Genomic DNA, 18,068 nt, shown 5'->3' with positions numbered 1-18,068 from the left:
GTCGCAACCCGAACCGGAGCCTGACCGTGCGCGCCTTGATCCTTGCCGCCTTCCTTGCCACACCCGCGATGGCACAAGATGCGTTTCAATGGGTCGCCAAGCCCGGTTTTCAGGATGCCGGGGCCGCGCATCAGGGTGTGGTGCCGCTGAAGCAGGGTGATCTCTGGGGGCTGATGGGGCGCGATGGCCAATGGGTCGCGACCCCGCAGTATCAAGCCGTGGGCGATCCGGGGCAGGGCTGGTTTCCGGTGCAGCAGGGCGGCAAATGGGGCACGGTCGATCTGTCCGGCGCGGTGATTGCCAGCTTTGATTACGACGCCATCGGCAAACCCGCCACCTACACGCCGTTCAAATACCAAGGCATGTGGTATGCACTCGCCCCCGATGGCAATTTCGTCACCACGCCGCTGCCGTTCGACACGTTGCTGGCCAATGACGGCACCTGCATCACCGGCACGCAGAACAACACTTTCGTCAGCTATTCCGGCGGGGCCGAGCCATTCGTGCAAACCCTGTCCGACGTGCAAGACGCGCTGCCGCCATCCGAGGGCATGGTTGCCGTCAAACTGCCCGGCGGCTGGGTGCAGATCAACTGCGCCGATGGCTCCATGGTGATCGGCGATGATGCGCCATTCGTCGCAACACGGCCCGTCAGCGATGGCTATGCGGCGGTGCAGGCCGATCTGGGCTGGGGCTATGCCACGCCCTACGGCGTCGGCATCGAATTTGGCGGCGATTACAAAGCTGCGGGCGATTTCTCGGAAGGCCTCGCGCCGGTGCAGGTCGCGGATGGCAAATGGGGCTATATCAACAAGCAAAACCAGATGGTGATTCCCGCCACCTTTGACCGCGCCTATGGCTTTGCCGATGGCATTGCAGGCGTGCTGATCGGCGACAAACGCGGCTTTATCACGCCAGACGGCGAACAGGTCGCCGCTGCGCAGTTTGACGATTTCTGGCGGCATGACGGCGGGGTGATTCCGGTGCGGCAGGGCGATCTTTGGGGCGTGATTGCCCCTGATGCCACCGATCCCGCCACCCGCTTCAACCTGCCCTTGGCCAGCCTGGCCGCCGCACAAGCAGGCCAGACGCAAGCGTTCGATCTGGTGCCGTCAAACCCGCATTACTACGTCGCGCAGGATGATGTGTCGTTGCATTCCATCAGCTTTGCACAAGACGGCACGGTGATGCTGACGGTGCTCGCCAATGGCTTCAACGCTGAACTCGCGCTGTGGGACATGCGCAGCCACCGCCTGATCCGCAAGGTCAAACAGCCCGATCTGACCCAAGCCATGCTGCTGCCCGCCAGCAATTTGGTGCTGGCAGGCTATGTCTCGGGCCATATCGCGGTGCTGGATGCGCTGACGGGGGCCGAGGTGTTCCGCCTGCACCCGTTCAAAGGCCCGGTGCTGGATATGGTCGTCTCGCCCGATGGCAAACTGCTGGCGATGACCGATGGTATCGAGATCGGTATCTGGAACCTGACGACGGGTGCCGCGCTGTCTGCGATGGCAGACCCAGCGCATAAACTGCGTTTCACCGCCGATTCGACACAAATCTGGGCGGCAAATCAGCAAGGTGGCTTGGTGCGCCGCGCGCTGACTGGCGAGATTCTGGCGCGTGTGCCCGAAGGCCCGCCGCCCGAATATGCCATGGGCCTGACCACGGCGATTCCGACAATCGCGCTTGGGCCGGATGGCACTTTGGTGATGGCAGGCAATCAGTTGGTGCAGCAGCCGGATGGGTTTTACAAACCGCAGAACTGGCTGACCGTGATCACCGAAACCGGCAGCCGCCGCATTGATCTGCCTGCCAGCATTGATCGTGTGATGACGCTGGATATCTCGGGCGATGGCAAGACGCTGGCCTATTCTGCCACGCAATCCGATCCCTACGTCGCCTATCTGGCTACGCTGACACTTGCAGATGGCAAAGAGATCGCCGCGCAAAACCTTGATAACTCGGCAGAAGCGCAGGCCAAGGGGATGCCGCGCGCGATGTCGGCGCTGGACAGGCTTAGTTTTTCGCCCGATGGCGGGCTTGTTCTGATCGGCTCGGAAGGCACCGATATTCTGACGGTTGATCCGGCAACGCTGACCAAACAGGCCACCTTCGCCACGCCGCTTGCCAATGCGCAGAATGGCACAGCGCTGTTGGACGGGGATCGGTTTTTCACCACCGATGGCGGCGGTGGCGTCTGGGTGTGGAACCTTGCGCAGGCACGGCTAGAAACGCATGTGGCGATGAGTGATGCCAGCTTTGGGGTGGAGGAACAGATCGAACCCGCAGGGGATCGGTTCTACCTCTATTCGGGGCTAGAGGAGGGTTTGGCCGCCGCGTTTGATATGAAAACCATGGCGCAAATCCCGCTGAGCCAGGATGAAGCCAATGCCTTTCTGGCCGATGTCGATTACGACCCCTCGCTGCCCTACAGCGATGAACTGAACGCCGAGTTTCGCGCGCTGAACGTCGATGGCCACCGTGCCGCCGTGCTGGGCGGGCGCGTTGGGGTGGTGATTGATCCGGTGGGCCTGCACCGCGCCTATGATCTGAAATCCGGCGCGCTGCTGGCCGAGTTTCTGGCAACCCCCGATGGCGAATGGCTGATGCTGACGCCCGAAGGCTTCTTCGCGGCCTCTCCCAACGGTGCGCAACTGGTGTCGGTGTCAAACGGCCTGCGGGCGTTCTCGGTCGATCAGGTCTATCAGGCCTTGTATCGCCCCGATCTGGTGGCGGCGAAACTGGCGGGCGACCCCGATGGACTGGTGGCGAAGGCGGCGGCAGAGTTGGACCTTGCCCGCGTCCTTGGTTCTGGCCCCGCGCCGATCACCCGCTTCAAACTGCCCACCGCCAAATCCTCGGAGCCTGACTACGAGGTCGAGATCGAATTGCAGGACGAAGGCGGCGGCATCGGTCGCGTCGAATGGCGGCTGAACGGCATGACGGTTGAAGTGCAGCCCACCCGCGCGCCCGTGGCGCTGGACGAAGACCTGCCCACCGCCAAAACCCGCGTGGCGCTCGACCCCGGTGAGAATATCATCGAGGTGGTGGCCTATAACGCCGCTGGCCTCGTCGCCTCGCCCCCCCGGCAAATGGTGGTGACGTGGGATGGCGTTGCAAGTTCGGAACCGCCGTCGCTTTACGTGCTGGCAGTGGGCGTGAACGATTATGCCGATGGCCGCCTGCAGTTGAAATACGCCGCAGCCGATGCGCAAGCCTTTGCCAATGCGATGAAAAAATCCGGCGCGGGGGTGTTCAAATCGGTGAATGTCACCACACTGCTGGACCGTGACGTGACCGAGGCCAAGCTGGACGCGGCTTTCACCGAGATGGGCAAACAAGCGAAATCGCAGGATGTGTTCCTGTTCTTCCTTGCCGGGCATGGCAAGACGGTTGAGGGCAAGTATTACTTCATCCCGCAGGACTTCCGCTTTGAAGGTGATGATCCGATCCGCGCCAAGGGCATCGACCAAGACCGCTGGCAGGAATGGGCGGCGCGGGTCAAGGCGAAGAAATCGGTGATGATCTATGACACCTGCGAAAGCGGCAGCCTGACCGGCACGCGATCTGTCGATGCCGCGATGGCGCAATCGGCGGCGGTCGAACGGCTGACCCGCGCGATGGGCCGCACGATCCTGTCCGCCTCGACCGACGACGCCCCGGCGCTGGAAGGCTATAACGGCCATGGCGTGATGACCTGGGCGATGCTGGATGCGATGGGGCAGGCTGATACCAACGGCAATGCCACCATCGAAGTCACCGAACTCGCCAGCTTTCTGGATGTGAAAGTGCCCGAGGTTTCCTTCGCCGCCTTCGGCCTGCGGCAAGTGCCGCAAATGTCGATCAAGGGCAGCGATTTCGCCTTGGGATCAAAGGTTTCCGTGCTGGATGCCAGCGCCGAAAGCTTCCCCGCCACGCTGACGCATGTGGTCGCAGGCGGCACCGCTGTGCTGGACGCCCCGGCGGGCGCGCAGGTGCAGGTTATCGCGGAGGGCGTGTTCGCGGGCGTCTACAAGATCGAAGAGAAAGACGGCTTTGCCCGCATCGCCAAGGATGGCAAGGCGCTGGGCTGGGTTGCTGTGGCTGCGCTGACGCCGCTGCAATAGGCACTGATCGCTTGCCCCCTTCCCCTCGCCGCCCCGGATCAAGTCCGGGGCGGCGAGGGGAAGGGGGCAGGCTATGCCAAATCCCGACGCATCAGCGCGGCGATGGCCTGCGCGCCGGGATCGGTCTGCTGCGCCAGATGATCGGCTGCGCGTGCCCGCACTTCTGGCGTCTTGTTCTGGTTCAGCTTCCAGGTGCCCTCAACCGCCGTCACATCAAACCGAAGCGGCAAGATCATCCGCATCATTCGCGGCATCGCCCCTTCCGACATCTTGTCCGACACCCACGGCTGCTTTGGCAACAGCCGAGTCTCATGCTCGGCTGACAAGGCATCGACATGGTCGCGCAAGTGATCTTCGGGCAAGGCCTGCAGCACCCCGCGCAGATGCACCGCGATGTAATTCCACGTCGGCACTTGATCATCTGCGCCATACCAATCGGGCGAGACATAGGCATCGGGGCCGGAAACTGCGATCAGCGCCGCAATCGGCCCCGCCAAAGCCGCCCGCCCCACCGGGTTAGACCGCGCCAGATGCAATTCGGCAAAGTCCCCGTCTGCCGAAAGCAAGAACGGCACATGCGCGGCCAAGGGCCCCTCGGCCCCGTTCACCGACAAAACGCCAAAGCCCCGCGCCCGCGCGAAAGCCAGATTCTGATCCATCGGCGTGGCGCGGAACGCAGGATTGGGGTGCATGGCTGGCCTTTGACTGTTGAAATCTGTTCCGCCTCATCGGCGCACTTGCTTGCGGCAACCGCAGCAAATGAAAAAGCCGCCAGAGATTTCTCTCGGCGGCCTATTCGGTGCTGCTGCGCGCGATCAACCCTGACGGGCCTTGTAGCGCTTTTGCGTCTTGTTGATCACATAGACGCGGCCTTTGCGGCGCACGACCTGGCAATCACGATGACGCGTCTTCAGCGAGCGGAGCGAGTTTGCAACCTTCATGGCTGTCTCCCTTGTTCGCGGCGCGTCTTCGCGCCAGTTGAAAAGCGTAGCCCCCCGAAGGGAACGGTGAATGGTGGGCGGTACTGGGATCGAACCAGTGGCCACTACGATGTCAACGTAGTGCTCTACCGCTGAGCTAACCGCCCACAAACCTGACGTTCCCGCCCCCACATTTCGCCCAAGCCTTGCGACCCAAACAAAAGGACGCGGGCGGAACCGCGTCGGATGGCTGGGCTATAAACAGAGTCGGCAGGCTGTTCAAGGGGGTAAAGGGGGGTATCGGCAAAGGATATTTTGCAGTTATATCACAAAGTAACAGGAGTGTGGCGTGTCGCAGGTTTACCAGATCCATCGGCCAGAGCGGCAGAATACGGCTGTGGTGTTTGCCTCGCCGCACTCTGGGCGGGCCTATTCGGCGGCGTTTCTGGCGCAAACGGTGCTGTCGAGTGCGGCGATTCGCTCATCGGAAGATGCCTTTGTCGATCAAGTGTTTGGCAGCGCACCGCGCCACGGTGCGCCCCTGCTGGTGGCCGATGTGCCGCGCGCCTATCTTGATCTGAACCGCGCGCCGGATGAATTTGACCCTGCCGTCATCGAGGGCATTGCCCGCGTGCCGCATAATCCGCGCATCTCATCCGGCCTTGGGGTGATTCCCCGTGTGGTCTCGGGTGGGCGGCTGATTTATCGCGGCAAACTCCCGCTGGCCGAGGCCGAGGCGCGGATTACCGAGGTCTGGCACCCCTATCACCGCGCCTTGCGGCAGTTGCTGGAGGAGACTCACGCCAGCTTTGGCGAGGCCGTGTTGATCGACTGCCACTCAATGCCGCATGAGGCGATCGAGGGCCACGGTCGCCCCGGTCAGCCAAAACCCGACGTGGTGCTGGGGGACCGCTTTGGCGCGGCGGCGGGGCGGCATGTGATGGATGCAGTCGAGGCCGCGTTCAAGCGCGCGGGCCTGCGGGTCGCGCGCAACACCCCTTTCGCCGGGGCCTTCATCGCGCAAAGCTATGGCCGCCCTTCGGCCCGCCGCCATGTGATTCAGGTGGAAATTGATCGCGGTCTGTACATGGACGAGGCGACGATCACCCCGCACGCGGGCTTTGACGATTTCCGCGCCCTGATGGCCGAGGTGATCGCCGAAATCGCCGGTATCGGTCGCGCCAGCCTGCCGCTGGCGGCGGAATAACCCCCAACACCCCGGCGCCCCGGACTTGATCCGGGGCCTCATGGGCAGCGGAGAGGCCCCGGATCAAGTCCGGGGCGGCGAAGCTCTTGTGGCTACCGCAGCGCCCGTCCCTTGATAATCGCCTCACGCCCAAACCGCGCCCGGATCGCATCCGTGGCCCGCTCGGCTGCCGCTCTCTTGCCCGCATTGGGGTCCAAAAGGTCGGCAGAAAGGTCTGCTTCGGCCTCGGGGGCAAGCTCGCTGATCCCCACCCCGATCAACCGATACGGCCCCTTGTTGCCCACCTGATCAAACAAGGCCCGCGCGGCCCGATAGATCCGGTCGCCAAGCTGGGTCGGGTCGGTCAGGCTGTGGCGGCGGCTGATCAGTTGGAAATCGCCGCGCTTCAGTTTCAGCGTCACCGTCCGCCCGGCCAGCGCCTTGGCCTTGGCCCGGTCCGCCACCTGCTCGGCCAGCCGCCACAGATGCCCGTCCAGCAGATCAGGGTCCGAGGTATCCTCAAAGAACGTGGTTTCCTTGCTGATCGACTTCAGTTTCTCATCCCGCGTCACCCGCCGCGTGTCCTGCCCGCGCGCCAGATGCCACAGCCTGTCGCCCATGCTGCCAAAGCGGGCGGTCAGATCGGCGCGGTCCCAGCGCAGCAGATCGTTGATGGTGCGGATGCCGGCCTTTTCCAACGCCGCCTGACTGGCGGTGCCGACCCCCCAGATGATCCGCACCGGCTTGGGCCGCAGGAAACTTTCCGTCTCGGCCCGCCCGATCACCGAAAACCCGCGCGGTTTGTCGAGGTCTGACGCGATCTTGGCCAGAAACTTGTTGTGCGACAGACCAATGGAGCCAGACAGCCCCAACTCCTCCTCCATCCGCTTGACCAGCCGCGCCAGCACCACCACAGGCGGCGCGCCGTGCAGGCGTTCGGTGCCGGTCAGGTCCAGAAATGCCTCATCCAGCGAAAGCGGTTCAATCGCGGGGGTCAGCACCTCCATCATCGCGCGGATGGCGCGCGAGGCTTCGACATAGACTGACATCCGCGGCTTCACCACCACGGCCTCGGGGCAGAGTTTCAGCGCCTGAAACATCGGCATCGCCGAGCGCACGCCCTTGATCCGGGCAAGATAGCAGCAGGTGGAAACCACCCCCCGCGTGCCGCCCCCCACGATCACCGCCTTGTCGCGCAGTTCAGGATTATCGCGCTTTTCCACGCTGGCATAGAAGGCGTCGCAATCCATGTGCGCGATGGAGAGGCTGTTCAACTCGGCATGCGCAAGCAGACGCGGAGAGCGGCACTTGGGGCAGCGCGCACCGGCATCGAACTGGGTCAGGCAATCGCGGCAGAGGGTGGGCATGGCGGGATTATGCCAGATGGCGGATAGGGTTGTCCACGCGGGCAGATGGCTGGCTTGGCCGGGGAATCCCGGTATAACGGGCCGGATGGGCAATGTGATCAATCAAACTTTGGTGGTGGGGGCCAGCGGGCGCGTGGGCCGCTTGCTGGCGCGCGCTTGGGTGCGGGGCGGTGTTGCCCCGACCTTGCAGCATCGCGGCGCGGGATTGGCCAGCGATTTGCCGCAAATGGCATGGCAGCCGCTGACGGAAGCCTTGCCGCCAGCGCGGCAGTTCCACGCGATGATCGTGCTGGCCGGGGCGGTGCGCGGCGATCTGACGCTGAACGCGCAACTGGCTGAGGCCTGCTGTGCGGCAGCGGTGCAGGCGGGGATCGGGCCGGTTTTGCTGGCGTCATCCTCGGCGGTTTATGGGGTGAATGGCGGTCTGCCCTGCCGCGAGGATACCCGGACGCATCCGGTCAACGACTATGGCCGCGCCAAGCTGGAGGCCGAGGCGGTGGCCGACCGCTGGCGCGCGCGTGGGCTGGCGATCACGGCGCTGCGGATCGGCAACGTGGCCGGGGCGGATGCTTTGCTGGGTGGGATGCAGCCCGGAAAGCCCACCAGAATCGACCGCTTTGCCGATGGCGGCAGCCCGGTGCGCAGCTATATCGGCCCGGTGACATTGGCGGATGTGCTGGCCAAACTGCTGGGGCAAGACCTGCCGCCCATTCTGAACATCGGCGCGCCGCAGCCGGTTGCGATGGCCGATCTGGCGCAGGCGGCGCAGGCGGATTGGCAGTGTCAGGCGGCACCCGCGACCGCCTATCAACGGATTACTCTTGATTGCAGCAAGCTTGCGCAGCATTACCGCTTTTCCGAAAACCAGTCAGACGCCGCCGCGATGGTGGCCGAATGGCACGCTGCCCGAGGCCCACAATGACCCCGATGAAACGCTTTCTGGATGTGCTGGCGGTGCTGGTGCTCGCCATCCCACTGCTGCCGTTGGGGTTACTCACGGCGCTGGCCATCCTGATCATGGATGGTCGCCCGGTGATCTATTGGGCCGAGCGGATGAAAACGCCCACCCAAAGCTTCAAGCTGGCAAAGTTCCGCAGCATGACGGTGCGGCCTGCGGAAACCGGGGTTTCGGGCGGTGACAAGGCCAGCCGGATCACCCGCACGGGACGGTTTATCCGCCGCACCCGGCTGGATGAGTTGCCGCAGTTGTGGAACGTGCTCAAAGGCGACATCAGCTTTGTCGGCCCGCGCCCGCCGCTGCGCGAATATGTCGAGCGGTTCCCCGAGATTTACGCCGAAGTGCTGAAATCACGCCCCGGCATCACCGGCCTTGCCACCATCGTCTATCATCGGCACGAGGAATTGCTGCTGGCGCGCTGCAAGACGGCGGCAGAAACCGATGCGGTCTATGCGCGGGCCTGCGTGCCGCGCAAGGCCAAGCTGGATTTGCTGTATCAAAAGCGGCGCAATCTGCGGTTTGATTTTTACCTGATGCTGAAAACCGTGTTCAAGCGCCTGCCGCTTTAGGCATTCACATCAACTACAACACGGCCCTGCACATCGCCCTTCAGGATCGCCGCCCCTAGTGCCGGAACCTCTGCCAAAGCGGCGGGTTGCACCATGCTTTCCAGCAGATCCAGCGGCAGATCGCGGGCGATGCGTTGCCATGCCTGCAACCGCCGTGGCGTCGGGCACATCACGCTGTCGATGCCCAGCAGATTGACACCGCGCAGCAGGAACGGCACCACCGACGCAGGCAGGGCAGAGCCGCCCGCAAGGCCCACGGCGGCGACCGACGCGCCATAGCGCATCTGCCCCAGCACGCGCGCCAGCATGGCACCGCCGACGGCATCGACGCAACCGGCCCACACTTCCGTCTCAAGCGGGCGCTTGACGGTTTCCGCCAGATCGGCGCGCGGCACGATGCGGGCGGCGCCAAGGCGGGACAGGTAATCGGCGGTTTCCGGGCGTCCGGTGACAGCGGCAACCTCATACCCCAGCCGCGCCAGAATGGCCGTGGCGACCGATCCCACGCCCCCCGCCGCGCCCGTCACCAGCACCGGGCCATTGCCGGGTGTCAGCCCGTGATCTTCCAGCGCCATCACGGCCAGCATGGCAGTAAAGCCCGCCGTGCCCACCGCCATCGCCTGCCGCGTGGTCAGCCCTGCGGGCAGCGGCACCAGCCAGTCGGCCTTGACGCGGGCGCGGGTTGCGTAGCCGCCCCAATGCGCCTCGCCCACGCGCCAGCCGGTCAGCACCACCTTGTCGCCGGGGGCGTAGCGGGGATCGTCGCTGTGTTCGACGCTGCCAGCAAAGTCGATGCCGGGGATATGCGGATACGTCCGCACCAGCCCGCCGCCGGGGCCAAGGCACAGCCCATCCTTGTAGTTCAGGGTCGAATATTCGACCGCCACCGTCACCTCACCCGCAGGCAGGGCGGTATCGTCCTGCATCTCAACCGCCGCCGAGATGCTGCCATCCTCGGCCTTTGTCACCAGCAATGCGCGAAAGCTCATGGATCGGTCTCCTGTGTTCGGGGGCAGTTTCAGGCGGCAACCGCAAGGGTGCGGGCAAATATCAGCCGGGTTTCATCGGATTGCGCGGGGCGATAGCTGTAGCCACCAAGATCAAAGCTGCGCAGGTCATCAGGGTTGGTCAGATGGTGCTGACAGATAAAGCGTGCCATTGCGCCGCGCGCTTTCTTGGCCCAGAAGCTGACGACTTTGGCATCGCCGTCGCGTTCTTCCAGAAACACCGGCGTCACCACCCGCAGCTTCAGCGCCTTCAGATCAACCGCGCCAAAATACTCTGCCGAGGCGCAGTTGATCAGCGCCACAGCGCCATTTTCTGCCGCCAGCCCATTCAACGCCTTGGCAATCTTGCTGCCCCAGAACGCGTAAAGATCGTGACCTTTCGGGTTTTCCAGCCTGCTGCCCATTTCCAGCCGATAGGGCTGAATCGCATCCATGGGCCGCAGCAAACCGTAAAGGCCGGACAGAATCCGCAAATGCCCCTGCGCCCATTGCAGCGTGTCAGGCTCCATCTGCCGCGCCTCAAGCCCTGCGTAGGTGTCACCGTCGAACATGAAGGCAGCGGGCGCGCCCGCTGCGTCGGCGCGGAAGGATTTGAAGCGCGCGGCGTTCAACTGGCCCAAGGCGGGCGAAATATCCATCAGCGCGCAAAGGTCATCGGCGGAAAGCGCGCGGGCGGTTTTGGCCAGTTGCAGCGCATCCTTGGCGAACTGCGGGCGCGTCGGTGCGGCATCGGTGGCATGGGGTGTTTCGTTCAGCCGCTTGGCCGGAGAAATAACGCTTAGCATGTCAGTATCCTTTTCCGGCAGGACATAGAGCTTTCACCCTTCGCGCAAAACTTCAAGGAAGGCTTGGCCGAAACGGTCGATCTTCTGATCGCCCATGCCCTGAATGTTCGCCAACTCGGCCAGGGTAGAGGGCCGACGCTCGGCAATGTGGCGCAGGGTGGATTGCGTGCAGGACAGGTGCTTGCCGATGCCATCCGGGCCGCGCGCCAGTTGCACCTGCACATCGTTCAGCCGGTCATAAACCGCCCCGGCATCGCGCCCCGCCAGCGCGCGCCGGGCCGGGTGCATCGGCTGCGCCGCCGCGCCGGTGATGATCTGCAAGAAGGCGGCACCATAGCTTTCCAGCTTTTTCGCGCCCACCCCGGTGATGCCCATCATCGCATCCAGAGTGGCGGGCCGCACCTCGGCCATCTCGATCAAGGTGCGATCGGCAAAGATCACATAGGCCGGCACGCCCGCCGCCTCGGCCAAGGCCCGCCGTTTGGCCTTCAGGGCCGACAGCAGGCTGGCATCTTCCTCAGACACCTGCGTTTTGATCGCCACGCGCGGCACGGCTTTGTCAACGGTATCGCGGCGCAGGGTGATCTGCGCTTCGCCGCGCAGGATCGGGCGGGCGGCGTCGGTCATCCGCAGCGCGCCAAACCGATCCGAGTCGGGGCGGACCAGATCGCGGCCCATCATTTGCCGGAACACCGCGCCCCAAGCCGGTTTCGACAGATCGCGCCCAACCGCAAAGGTGGGCAGTTGGTCATGCCCCTTTTCACGCACTTTCTGCGTGGCGTTTCCGGTCAGAATATCAATCAGATGGCCCGCACCAAACCATTCGCCTGTGCGAAGGATCGCCGACAGCGCCTTGCGCACGGCATCGGTGGCGTCAAACAACAGCGCGGGGCGCTGGCACAGATCGCAGTTGCCGCAGGGTTCAGAGACCTCGCCGAAATACCCCAGCAGAACCTGCCGCCGACAGGCCGCAGCCTCGGCCAGACCCAGCAGCGCGTTCAGGCGGCCATGGTCGGCGGCCTTGCGATCCGCCGGGGCGGCCCCTTCGTCAATCTGCGTGCGGCGCAGGCGAATGTCGTCGGGGCCATAGAGCGTCATCGTTTCGGCAGGCGCACCATCGCGACCCGCGCGGCCGATTTCCTGATAATAGCCCTCGATGGATTTTGGCAGATCGGCATGGGCCACCCAGCGGATATCGGGCTTGTCGATGCCCATCCCGAACGCGATGGTGGCGACCACGATCAACCCGTCTTCCTGCTGAAACCGGATCTCCACGCGGCGGCGATCTTCGGCATCCATGCCGCCGTGATAGAAACAGGCCGAATGCGCCTCGGCCTTCAATGCCTGCGCCAGGGTCTCGGTTTTCGCCCGTGTCGCGCAATAGACGATGCCCGATTGACCCCGCCGCGCCGCTGCAAAGCGCAAGATCTGATCGCGCGGGCTGTCCTTGACCGCAAAAGCCAGATGGATATTCGGGCGATCAAAGCCGCGCAGAAAGCTTTCCGGGGCCTTGCCATCAAACAGCCGGTTGACGATTTCGGCGCGGGTTTCCTCATCTGCCGTCGCGGTGAACGCGGCGAGCGGCACGTTCAGCGCGCGGCGCAATTCGCCGATGCGCAGATAGTCCGGGCGGAAATCATGGCCCCACTGGCTGACGCAATGCGCCTCATCCACCGCAATCAGCGTGCAGTTGATCCGGCGCAGCAGGGCGGTGGTGCCAGAGGCCGCCAACCGCTCGGGCGCCATATAGAGCAGCTTCAGCCGCCCCTCATCCAGTGCCGCAAAAACGCCTTCCGTCTCTTCCTCGGTATTGCCCGAGGTCAGCGCGCCCGCCTCAACCCCTGCCTCCCGCAACGCCCGCACCTGATCCCGCATCAGCGCGATCAGCGGCGAGATTACCACCGTCACACCATCACGGCACAGCGCAGGCAGTTGAAAACACAGCGATTTCCCGCCACCCGTCGGCATGATTGCCAAGGTGTTGCGCCCCGCCATCACGGCATCGACAATCTCCTCTTGCCCCGGACGAAAGCCGGGGAAGCCGAAAATCGAATGCAAAAGGTCTTGCGGTGCGGGCATGGGCTTTCTTCGCGCCAAACCGGCGCTGAGGGGATCAGATCAGGAAAAGCTGTACATATTGTTATAGACCACAATGCGCAGCGCATAGATCGCCAGCAGCACGATCAGCGGTGCCAGATCCAGCCCCGGCGTGTTCGGCAAAATCTGCCGCACGCGGCTGTAGATCGGGTCCAGCAGGCGGTTCAGCCCATACCAGATTTGCGCCACCAGCGGCTGCCGCAGGTTCAGCACCTGAAAATTGATCAGCCAGCTCATGATGATGTGGATCAGGATGATCCATTTGGCGATATCCAGCACCATCAGCAGAATCTGCAACACAGAGGTCATCGGCGGCTCCAACCACAAGCTATTGTGGCAGAGGTAACGCCACACCCCCAAAAGGGCAATGCTTTCCGCAGCGTTTTGGTTGACGCAGCCCGCGACAAAAGGCACTTCAGGCGCCGGAGGTGGCCGATGTATCCCTATATCCGCATGGCGAATGAGCTTTGGAAGTTTCGCAAAGCGCCACCTTTGGGCCTGTTTGACCCGCATATCAGCACGCATCGCATCTGGCCGTGGGATCTGGACCCGTGGCGCGAGTTGAACAATGGCCGCACCCTGACGCTGTTTGATCTGGGCCGCATCCCGATGTCGGTGCGGATGGGGTTTGAGAAGGTCGCCAAGGCAAACGGCTGGGGCATCACCGTGGCGGGCAACACCACGCGCTATCGCAAGCGGGTGACGGTGTTTCAAAAGCTGACGCAAATCAGCCGGGTTGTCGGCTGGGATGATCGCTTTGGCTATATCGAGCAAAGCTTCTGGCGCGGCGACGAATGCACCAACCACATGCTGCTGCGCTATGCGTTCATTTCGAAAGGCGGCATCGTCAAGCCCGCGCAGGTGATCGCGGCCCTTGGGTATCCCACCGAAAGCCCTGCGATGCCGGATTGGATCACCGCCTGGATCACCGCTGATGCGCTGCGACCCTGGCCTCCGCTACGCCACTAACGGAGCTTGCGTGGGCGCGGTTTTTCAGGCTTGATCACCGAAAACCGCACGAAGGTGCACGGAGGGGGCAGGGGCATGGCAACGCAACGGCAGCGCATCTGGGGCTGGTGGTTTTACGATTGGGCCAGCCAACCCTACAACACCTTGTTGCTGACCTTCATCTTTGGCCCATATTTCGCCGAAGTCGCCCGCGGCTATTTCATGGGCACCGGGATGGAGGAAGAAGCCGCCAAAGCCGCCGCGCAAAGCTATTGGGGTTTCTGGTATGCGATATTCTCATTGATCATCGCATTCATGGCGCCGATTTTGGGCGCTGTCGCGCAAGGCACCGGGCGTCGCTTGGTCTGGGTCTGGGCATTCTCGATCCTTTACGTCGTCGGTGCGTGGAGCCTGTGGAACCTGACCCCCGGAGCAGATTTAAGCGGGCTGCGCGGGGCGGCGATCCTGTTCGGCATTGGCCTGATCGGCATGGAATTTACCGCGATCTTCACCAATGCGCTGATGCCCACCCTGTCAGACGACACCAACATGGGCAAAATCTCGGGCAGCGGCTTTGCCTTTGGCTATCTGGGCGGGCTGATCGCGCTGGCGATTATGCTGTCGTTTTTCGTGCTGAAGGGCGATTCCGAAGTCACCCGCGCCGGGATTGATCCCACCATCTTTGGGCTGGATACCGAAGCCCGCGAGGAAACCCGCATCGTCGGCCCGCTGAGTGCGGCGTGGTATATCGTGTTCATGATCCCGTTTGCGCTGTGGGTGAAAGAACCCAAAGGCGGGGCCGGTTCGCTGCATATCGGGGCTGCGATGGCCAGCCTGATGGATAACCTGAAAAGCCTGCGCTTTCGCCGCAGCTTGGCCGCCTATCTGGGATCGACGCTGGCCTATAGCGATGCGCTGACCGGGGTTTATGCGTTTGGGGGGATTTACGCCTCGAACGTGCTGGGCTGGGATATTGGCAAGATCGGCGTGTTCGGCATCCTTGGCGGCGTCACCGCGATGATTGCAAGCTGGCTGGGCGGGAAACTCGACAGCCGCTTTGGTCCGAAACCCGTGATCGTCGGCTCGATACTGGTGCTGATCACCGTCTGCCTTGTGATCGTCGGGATGGAGCGTGACAGCCTGTGGGGCATCGCGATGGACCCGGCCTCCACCACGCCTGACCTTATCTTTTACGTCTGCGGCGGCCTGATCGGTGCCGCAGGTGGGCCGCTGCAAGCCGCCAGCCGCACCATGGTGCTGCGCCACACCACGCCTGATCGCGCGACCGAGGCGTTTGGGCTGTTCGCACTGTCTGGCAAAGTCACCAGCTTTATCGCGCCGGTGCTGATCACGATTGCGACAGACATCACGCAAAATGCCCGTTTGGGAATTTCGCCGATTGTCGCCCTGTTCATCATCGGGTTAATTTTGATGATCTGGGTCAATCCAAGGGGCGAACAGGCATGATCCGAAAGCTTATTCTTTGCGCGGCCCTGCTGGCACCGCTGCCCGCCAATGCCGAGAAACTGGCGAACAAACTGTTCGGCGCGGTGGATCAGCCCAGCCAGCAAGACCCGATGCCCATCGGCTCTTATGCGCGCGGCTGTGCGGCGGGGCTGGTGGAACTGCCAGAGACCGGGCCGACATGGCAGGCGATGCGCCTGTCGCGCCACCGCAATTTCGGCCATCCGGTGCTGGTGCAATATCTGGAAGACCTGTCACAAACCGCGACGCAGATCGGTTGGCGCGGGCTTTACATCGGCGATATGGGCCAGCCGCGCGGTGGCCCGATGACATCCGGCCATGCCAGCCATCAGATTGGCCTCGACGCCGATATCTGGATGCTGCCGCCGAAATCGCTGAACCTGTCGCGCAAGGACCGCGAGAATATCAGCTCGATCCCGGTGCGGTCCGCCGATCAGAGGTCGGTGACAGCCAACTGGACGCCGCGCCATGCCGCCCTGCTGAAAGCCGCAGCCTCTGACCCGCGCGTTGACCGGATTTTCGTGGCCGCTGCCGTCAAGATCGAGATGTGTAAATCCGCCAAGCGGTCTGACAAGAAATGGCTGCAAAAAATCCGCCCGATTGCAGGCCACGACACGCATTTCCACGTGCGCCTGAAATGCCCGAAAGGGGCGACGCTGTGTCAAACCCAAACCCCCACGGTTTCCGAACTTTCCAATGGCGGCGATGGCTGTGATGACACGCTGGCATGGTGGGTCTCGGACGAATATCTTAACCCCAAGCCGAGCAAAAAGCCTGGCAAGCCCGCCCCCCACAAGAAAGGCCCGCGTGAATTCACGATGGCCGATTTGCCGCGCCAATGCGTAGACGTGCTTTCCTCGCCGTAACGGCGGGGCTTGTGCTGATCGCGGGCCTTGAGGGCAGCGCCAGCCCAACCCCGCCGCCCGGCTTTCTGGACACCTACCGCTGGAAGATGGACGATCCCCGCTTTGGCGGATTTTCCGGCATAGAAGTTGCCGCCAACGGTCGCGACTTCATCGCGCTGTCGGACAAGGGCGCTTACACCACCGGGCGCATCACCCGCGACGATGCCGGACGGATCAAGTCGATCACCGCAAACCCGGTTGCCCTGCTGCAAGGCCCGGACGGCAATCCGCTGAAACCCGGCATGTCCGATAGCGAAGGCATCGCCTTGGCGGCTGATGGTTCGGTCTATGTCTCGTTTGAAGGCCGCGCCCGTGTGCTGCATTATCCCAAACTGAACGCGAAGCCCAAAGCCCTGCCCATCGCCGATGGCTTCAAAACCATGCAGCGCAACTCGGCGCTAGAGGCTTTGGCCATCGACGCCAACGGCGTGATCTATACCCTGCCCGAACGCTCGGGGGCCGAGGACAAGCCGTTTCCGGTCTATCGCTTCAAGGCCGGCAAATGGGACAAACGCCTGCAAATCCCGCGCAGCGGAAACTATCTCGCCGTGGGGGCAGACTTTGGCCCCGATGGCGAGTTCTATCTGTTAGAGCGTGATTTTCGCGGCCTCGCCGGATTTTCCAGCCGTCTGCGCCGCTTTACATTGGGTGCCAAGGGTTTTGACGATGGTGAAACCCTGCTGGAAACCCCGGTTGGGCTTTACGACAATCTGGAAGGCGTCTCGATCTGGCGCGATGCGGCGGGCCGTCTGACGGCGACGATGATCTCGGACGACAATTTCACCTTCTTCCTGCGCACGCAGATCGTCGAATACCAACTGCCCGATTGACACCCCGCCCCACCCCGCGCTAAGCCGCCGCGTCCCGTCAGGGGCATCTTTGCTGAACCAAGTCTCCGCGACCTTGTAAAAAACGGATCAAACATGAACAAACTGCTGCCTGGCGTGATCGCCATGGCCATCATCGTGGTGGCCTCAAACATTCTGGTGCAATATCCGATTGGCCAATGGCTGACCTGGGGCGCCTTCACCTATCCCTTCGCCTTTCTGGTGTCCGAACTGGTCAACCGTTTTCAGGGGCCGAAGGCCGCCCGCCGCGTGGTTTACGCAGGCTTTGCGGTGGGCCTGATCTGCTCGGTGATCGGCACGCAAATCATTGGCGAATTTGGCCCGCTGGTCACGTTGCGCGTGGCCATCGGTTCCGGCGCTGCCTTTTTAATAGGCCAACTGCTCGACGTGACGGTGTTTGACAAACTGCGCCGCAGCGCTTGGTGGCGGGCACCTTTCCTCGGCTCTTTCTTTGGCTCCAGCGTCGATACGGTGCTGTTCTTCACTCTGGCATTTTCCAGTGCTTTCATCTGGTTGGACCCGGCAAGCGATGTTTCCTGGGCCGCAGCGCAAGTGCCGCTGCTGGGCTTTGGCCCCGAAGTGCCGCTGTGGGTTTCGCTGGGGGCGGCGGATTTCTGTGTCAAAGTTGCCGTCGATTTAATCGCCTTGATGCCGTTCAGACTCGCAATCGCAAAATACACATCGCGCCCTGCGTAAAACCTTTTGACAATGCGAAAAACTGTGTCACGCTTTCCTTATCGGCAACATTTTGAAAGGAGGTGACCCAGTGTCTAGAGTGATATTGGAGAGCGGTGTCGGGACAGTTATGGGGGGTGTTTTCTAGGGGCAGCCCTCTAGCAAACCTACCTGTGATTGGGCTTTTGATACCTAACTGGCCCATCTCCTTA

The 18,068-nt window shown here is 62.9% G+C and carries 16 protein-coding genes and 1 tRNA gene; 9 read left to right on the top strand and 8 right to left on the bottom strand.

Annotation, left to right across the window (positions count from 1 at the left end; genetic code table 11):
* The first annotated feature begins 26 nt into the window (after positions 1 to 26).
* Positions 27 to 4,106, top strand: a complete 4,080-nt coding sequence (locus ACFOGH_RS13785) for a WG repeat-containing protein (RefSeq protein WP_380073648.1) — start codon at positions 27 to 29, stop codon at positions 4,104 to 4,106.
* Positions 4,107 to 4,177: 71 nt separating this feature from the next.
* Here the strand turns inward: ACFOGH_RS13785 and ACFOGH_RS13780 are convergent, their stop codons facing one another.
* The 3 genes from ACFOGH_RS13780 to ACFOGH_RS13770 all read right to left on the bottom strand — a co-directional run bounded on the left by ACFOGH_RS13780 (position 4,178) and on the right by ACFOGH_RS13770 (position 5,193).
* On the bottom strand, positions 4,178 to 4,798 hold the full coding sequence (locus ACFOGH_RS13780) for an FMN-binding negative transcriptional regulator (RefSeq protein ID WP_380073647.1): 621 nt from the start codon (positions 4,796 to 4,798) through the stop codon (positions 4,178 to 4,180).
* A 123-nt stretch (positions 4,799 to 4,921) separates the two neighbouring features.
* Positions 4,922 to 5,047, bottom strand: a complete 126-nt coding sequence (ykgO, locus tag ACFOGH_RS13775; protein WP_023666132.1) for a type B 50S ribosomal protein L36 — start codon at positions 5,045 to 5,047, stop codon at positions 4,922 to 4,924.
* 71 nt (positions 5,048 to 5,118) lie between these two features.
* Positions 5,119 to 5,193, bottom strand: a tRNA-Val gene (locus tag ACFOGH_RS13770).
* A 182-nt stretch (positions 5,194 to 5,375) separates the two neighbouring features.
* Between ACFOGH_RS13770 and ACFOGH_RS13765 the strand changes: the two genes are divergently transcribed.
* Positions 5,376 to 6,233 (top strand): N-formylglutamate amidohydrolase, encoded by an 858-nt coding sequence (locus ACFOGH_RS13765; protein ID WP_380073646.1) that lies wholly within the window; start codon positions 5,376 to 5,378, stop codon positions 6,231 to 6,233.
* 92 nt (positions 6,234 to 6,325) lie between these two features.
* Here ACFOGH_RS13765 and ACFOGH_RS13760 read toward each other — a convergent pair whose 3' ends face one another.
* Positions 6,326 to 7,579, bottom strand: coding sequence for a DNA polymerase IV (locus ACFOGH_RS13760; protein ID WP_380073645.1), 1,254 nt, complete (start codon positions 7,577 to 7,579; stop codon positions 6,326 to 6,328).
* A gap of 94 nt (positions 7,580 to 7,673) precedes the next feature.
* Here ACFOGH_RS13760 and ACFOGH_RS13755 point away from each other — a divergent pair, with 94 nt between their 5' ends.
* Together ACFOGH_RS13755 and ACFOGH_RS13750 are read left to right on the top strand one after the other, a co-directional pair.
* On the top strand, positions 7,674 to 8,501 hold the full coding sequence (locus ACFOGH_RS13755) for an NAD-dependent epimerase/dehydratase family protein (protein WP_380073644.1): 828 nt from the start codon (positions 7,674 to 7,676) through the stop codon (positions 8,499 to 8,501).
* On the top strand, positions 8,498 to 9,106 hold the full coding sequence (locus ACFOGH_RS13750) for a sugar transferase (protein WP_380073643.1): 609 nt from the start codon (positions 8,498 to 8,500) through the stop codon (positions 9,104 to 9,106). Before ACFOGH_RS13755 ends, ACFOGH_RS13750 begins: the two co-directional genes overlap by 4 nt.
* Here ACFOGH_RS13750 and ACFOGH_RS13745 read toward each other — a convergent pair.
* The 4 genes from ACFOGH_RS13745 to ACFOGH_RS13730 are packed head-to-tail and all read right to left on the bottom strand — an operon-like array spanning position 9,103 to position 13,304.
* Positions 9,103 to 10,095, bottom strand: coding sequence for an MDR family oxidoreductase (locus tag ACFOGH_RS13745; RefSeq protein WP_380073642.1), 993 nt, complete (start codon positions 10,093 to 10,095; stop codon positions 9,103 to 9,105). The genes ACFOGH_RS13750 and ACFOGH_RS13745 overlap by 4 nt on opposite strands.
* A 29-nt stretch (positions 10,096 to 10,124) precedes the next feature.
* Positions 10,125 to 10,898: a peroxide stress protein YaaA gene (yaaA, locus tag ACFOGH_RS13740; protein WP_380073641.1), complete on the bottom strand. Its 774-nt coding sequence runs from the start codon at positions 10,896 to 10,898 to the stop codon at positions 10,125 to 10,127.
* A 33-nt stretch (positions 10,899 to 10,931) separates the two neighbouring features.
* Positions 10,932 to 12,977, bottom strand: a complete 2,046-nt coding sequence (gene recQ / locus ACFOGH_RS13735) for a DNA helicase RecQ (protein ID WP_380073640.1) — start codon at positions 12,975 to 12,977, stop codon at positions 10,932 to 10,934.
* 39 nt (positions 12,978 to 13,016) lie between these two features.
* Complete coding sequence (locus ACFOGH_RS13730; RefSeq protein WP_380073639.1) at positions 13,017 to 13,304, bottom strand: YggT family protein; 288 nt, start codon at positions 13,302 to 13,304, stop codon at positions 13,017 to 13,019.
* Between the two features lie 126 nt (positions 13,305 to 13,430).
* On the opposite strand from ACFOGH_RS13730, the gene ACFOGH_RS13725 reads away from it, so the two are divergent.
* The 5 genes from ACFOGH_RS13725 to ACFOGH_RS13705 all read left to right on the top strand — a co-directional run bounded on the left by ACFOGH_RS13725 (position 13,431) and on the right by ACFOGH_RS13705 (position 17,877).
* A complete protein-coding gene (locus tag ACFOGH_RS13725) occupies positions 13,431 to 13,964 on the top strand; it encodes an acyl-CoA thioesterase (RefSeq protein WP_380073638.1) in 534 nt (177 codons plus the stop codon).
* A 75-nt stretch (positions 13,965 to 14,039) separates the two neighbouring features.
* Entirely contained in the window at positions 14,040 to 15,410 is a 1,371-nt protein-coding gene (locus tag ACFOGH_RS13720) for an MFS transporter (protein WP_380073637.1), read from the top strand.
* Entirely contained in the window at positions 15,407 to 16,294 is an 888-nt protein-coding gene (gene mepA / locus ACFOGH_RS13715) for a penicillin-insensitive murein endopeptidase (protein WP_380073636.1), read from the top strand. Before ACFOGH_RS13720 ends, mepA begins: the two co-directional genes overlap by 4 nt.
* Positions 16,267 to 17,163, top strand: coding sequence for an esterase-like activity of phytase family protein (locus ACFOGH_RS13710; protein WP_380073635.1), 897 nt, complete (start codon positions 16,267 to 16,269; stop codon positions 17,161 to 17,163). The genes mepA and ACFOGH_RS13710 overlap by 28 nt, the downstream gene beginning before the upstream one ends.
* Positions 17,164 to 17,256: 93 nt before the next feature.
* Positions 17,257 to 17,877 (top strand): queuosine precursor transporter, encoded by a 621-nt coding sequence (locus tag ACFOGH_RS13705; protein ID WP_380073634.1) that lies wholly within the window; start codon positions 17,257 to 17,259, stop codon positions 17,875 to 17,877.
* Positions 17,878 to 18,068: the final 191 nt, after the last annotated feature.

The organism is Cypionkella sinensis (assembly GCF_042646385.1).
GTDB classification, from domain to species: Bacteria; Pseudomonadota; Alphaproteobacteria; order Rhodobacterales; family Rhodobacteraceae; genus Cypionkella; species Cypionkella sinensis.
The sequence above is the reverse complement of the archived record's forward strand: the minus strand, read 5'-3'. Positions and strand labels throughout refer to the sequence as shown.

Bases quoted from the DNA above. Each gene is read 5' to 3' on its own strand.
- ACFOGH_RS13720 (WP_380073637.1), top strand. From the start codon at position 14,040: ATGGCAACGCAACGGCAGCGCATCTGGGGCTGGTGGTTTTACGATTGG.
- ykgO (WP_023666132.1), bottom strand. From the start codon at position 5,047: ATGAAGGTTGCAAACTCGCTCCGCTCGCTGAAGACGCGTCATCGTGAT.
- ACFOGH_RS13730 (WP_380073639.1), bottom strand. From the start codon at position 13,304: ATGACCTCTGTGTTGCAGATTCTGCTGATGGTGCTGGATATCGCCAAA.
- mepA (WP_380073636.1), top strand. From the start codon at position 15,407: ATGATCCGAAAGCTTATTCTTTGCGCGGCCCTGCTGGCACCGCTGCCC.
- ACFOGH_RS13705 (WP_380073634.1), top strand. From the start codon at position 17,257: ATGAACAAACTGCTGCCTGGCGTGATCGCCATGGCCATCATCGTGGTG.
- ACFOGH_RS13725 (WP_380073638.1), top strand. From the start codon at position 13,431: ATGTATCCCTATATCCGCATGGCGAATGAGCTTTGGAAGTTTCGCAAA.
- ACFOGH_RS13710 (WP_380073635.1), top strand. From the start codon at position 16,267: ATGCGTAGACGTGCTTTCCTCGCCGTAACGGCGGGGCTTGTGCTGATC.
- yaaA (WP_380073641.1), bottom strand. From the start codon at position 10,898: ATGCTAAGCGTTATTTCTCCGGCCAAGCGGCTGAACGAAACACCCCAT.
- recQ (WP_380073640.1), bottom strand. From the start codon at position 12,977: ATGCCCGCACCGCAAGACCTTTTGCATTCGATTTTCGGCTTCCCCGGC.
- ACFOGH_RS13760 (WP_380073645.1), bottom strand. From the start codon at position 7,579: ATGCCCACCCTCTGCCGCGATTGCCTGACCCAGTTCGATGCCGGTGCG.
- ACFOGH_RS13780 (WP_380073647.1), bottom strand. From the start codon at position 4,798: ATGCACCCCAATCCTGCGTTCCGCGCCACGCCGATGGATCAGAATCTG.
- ACFOGH_RS13745 (WP_380073642.1), bottom strand. From the start codon at position 10,095: ATGAGCTTTCGCGCATTGCTGGTGACAAAGGCCGAGGATGGCAGCATC.
- ACFOGH_RS13750 (WP_380073643.1), top strand. From the start codon at position 8,498: ATGACCCCGATGAAACGCTTTCTGGATGTGCTGGCGGTGCTGGTGCTC.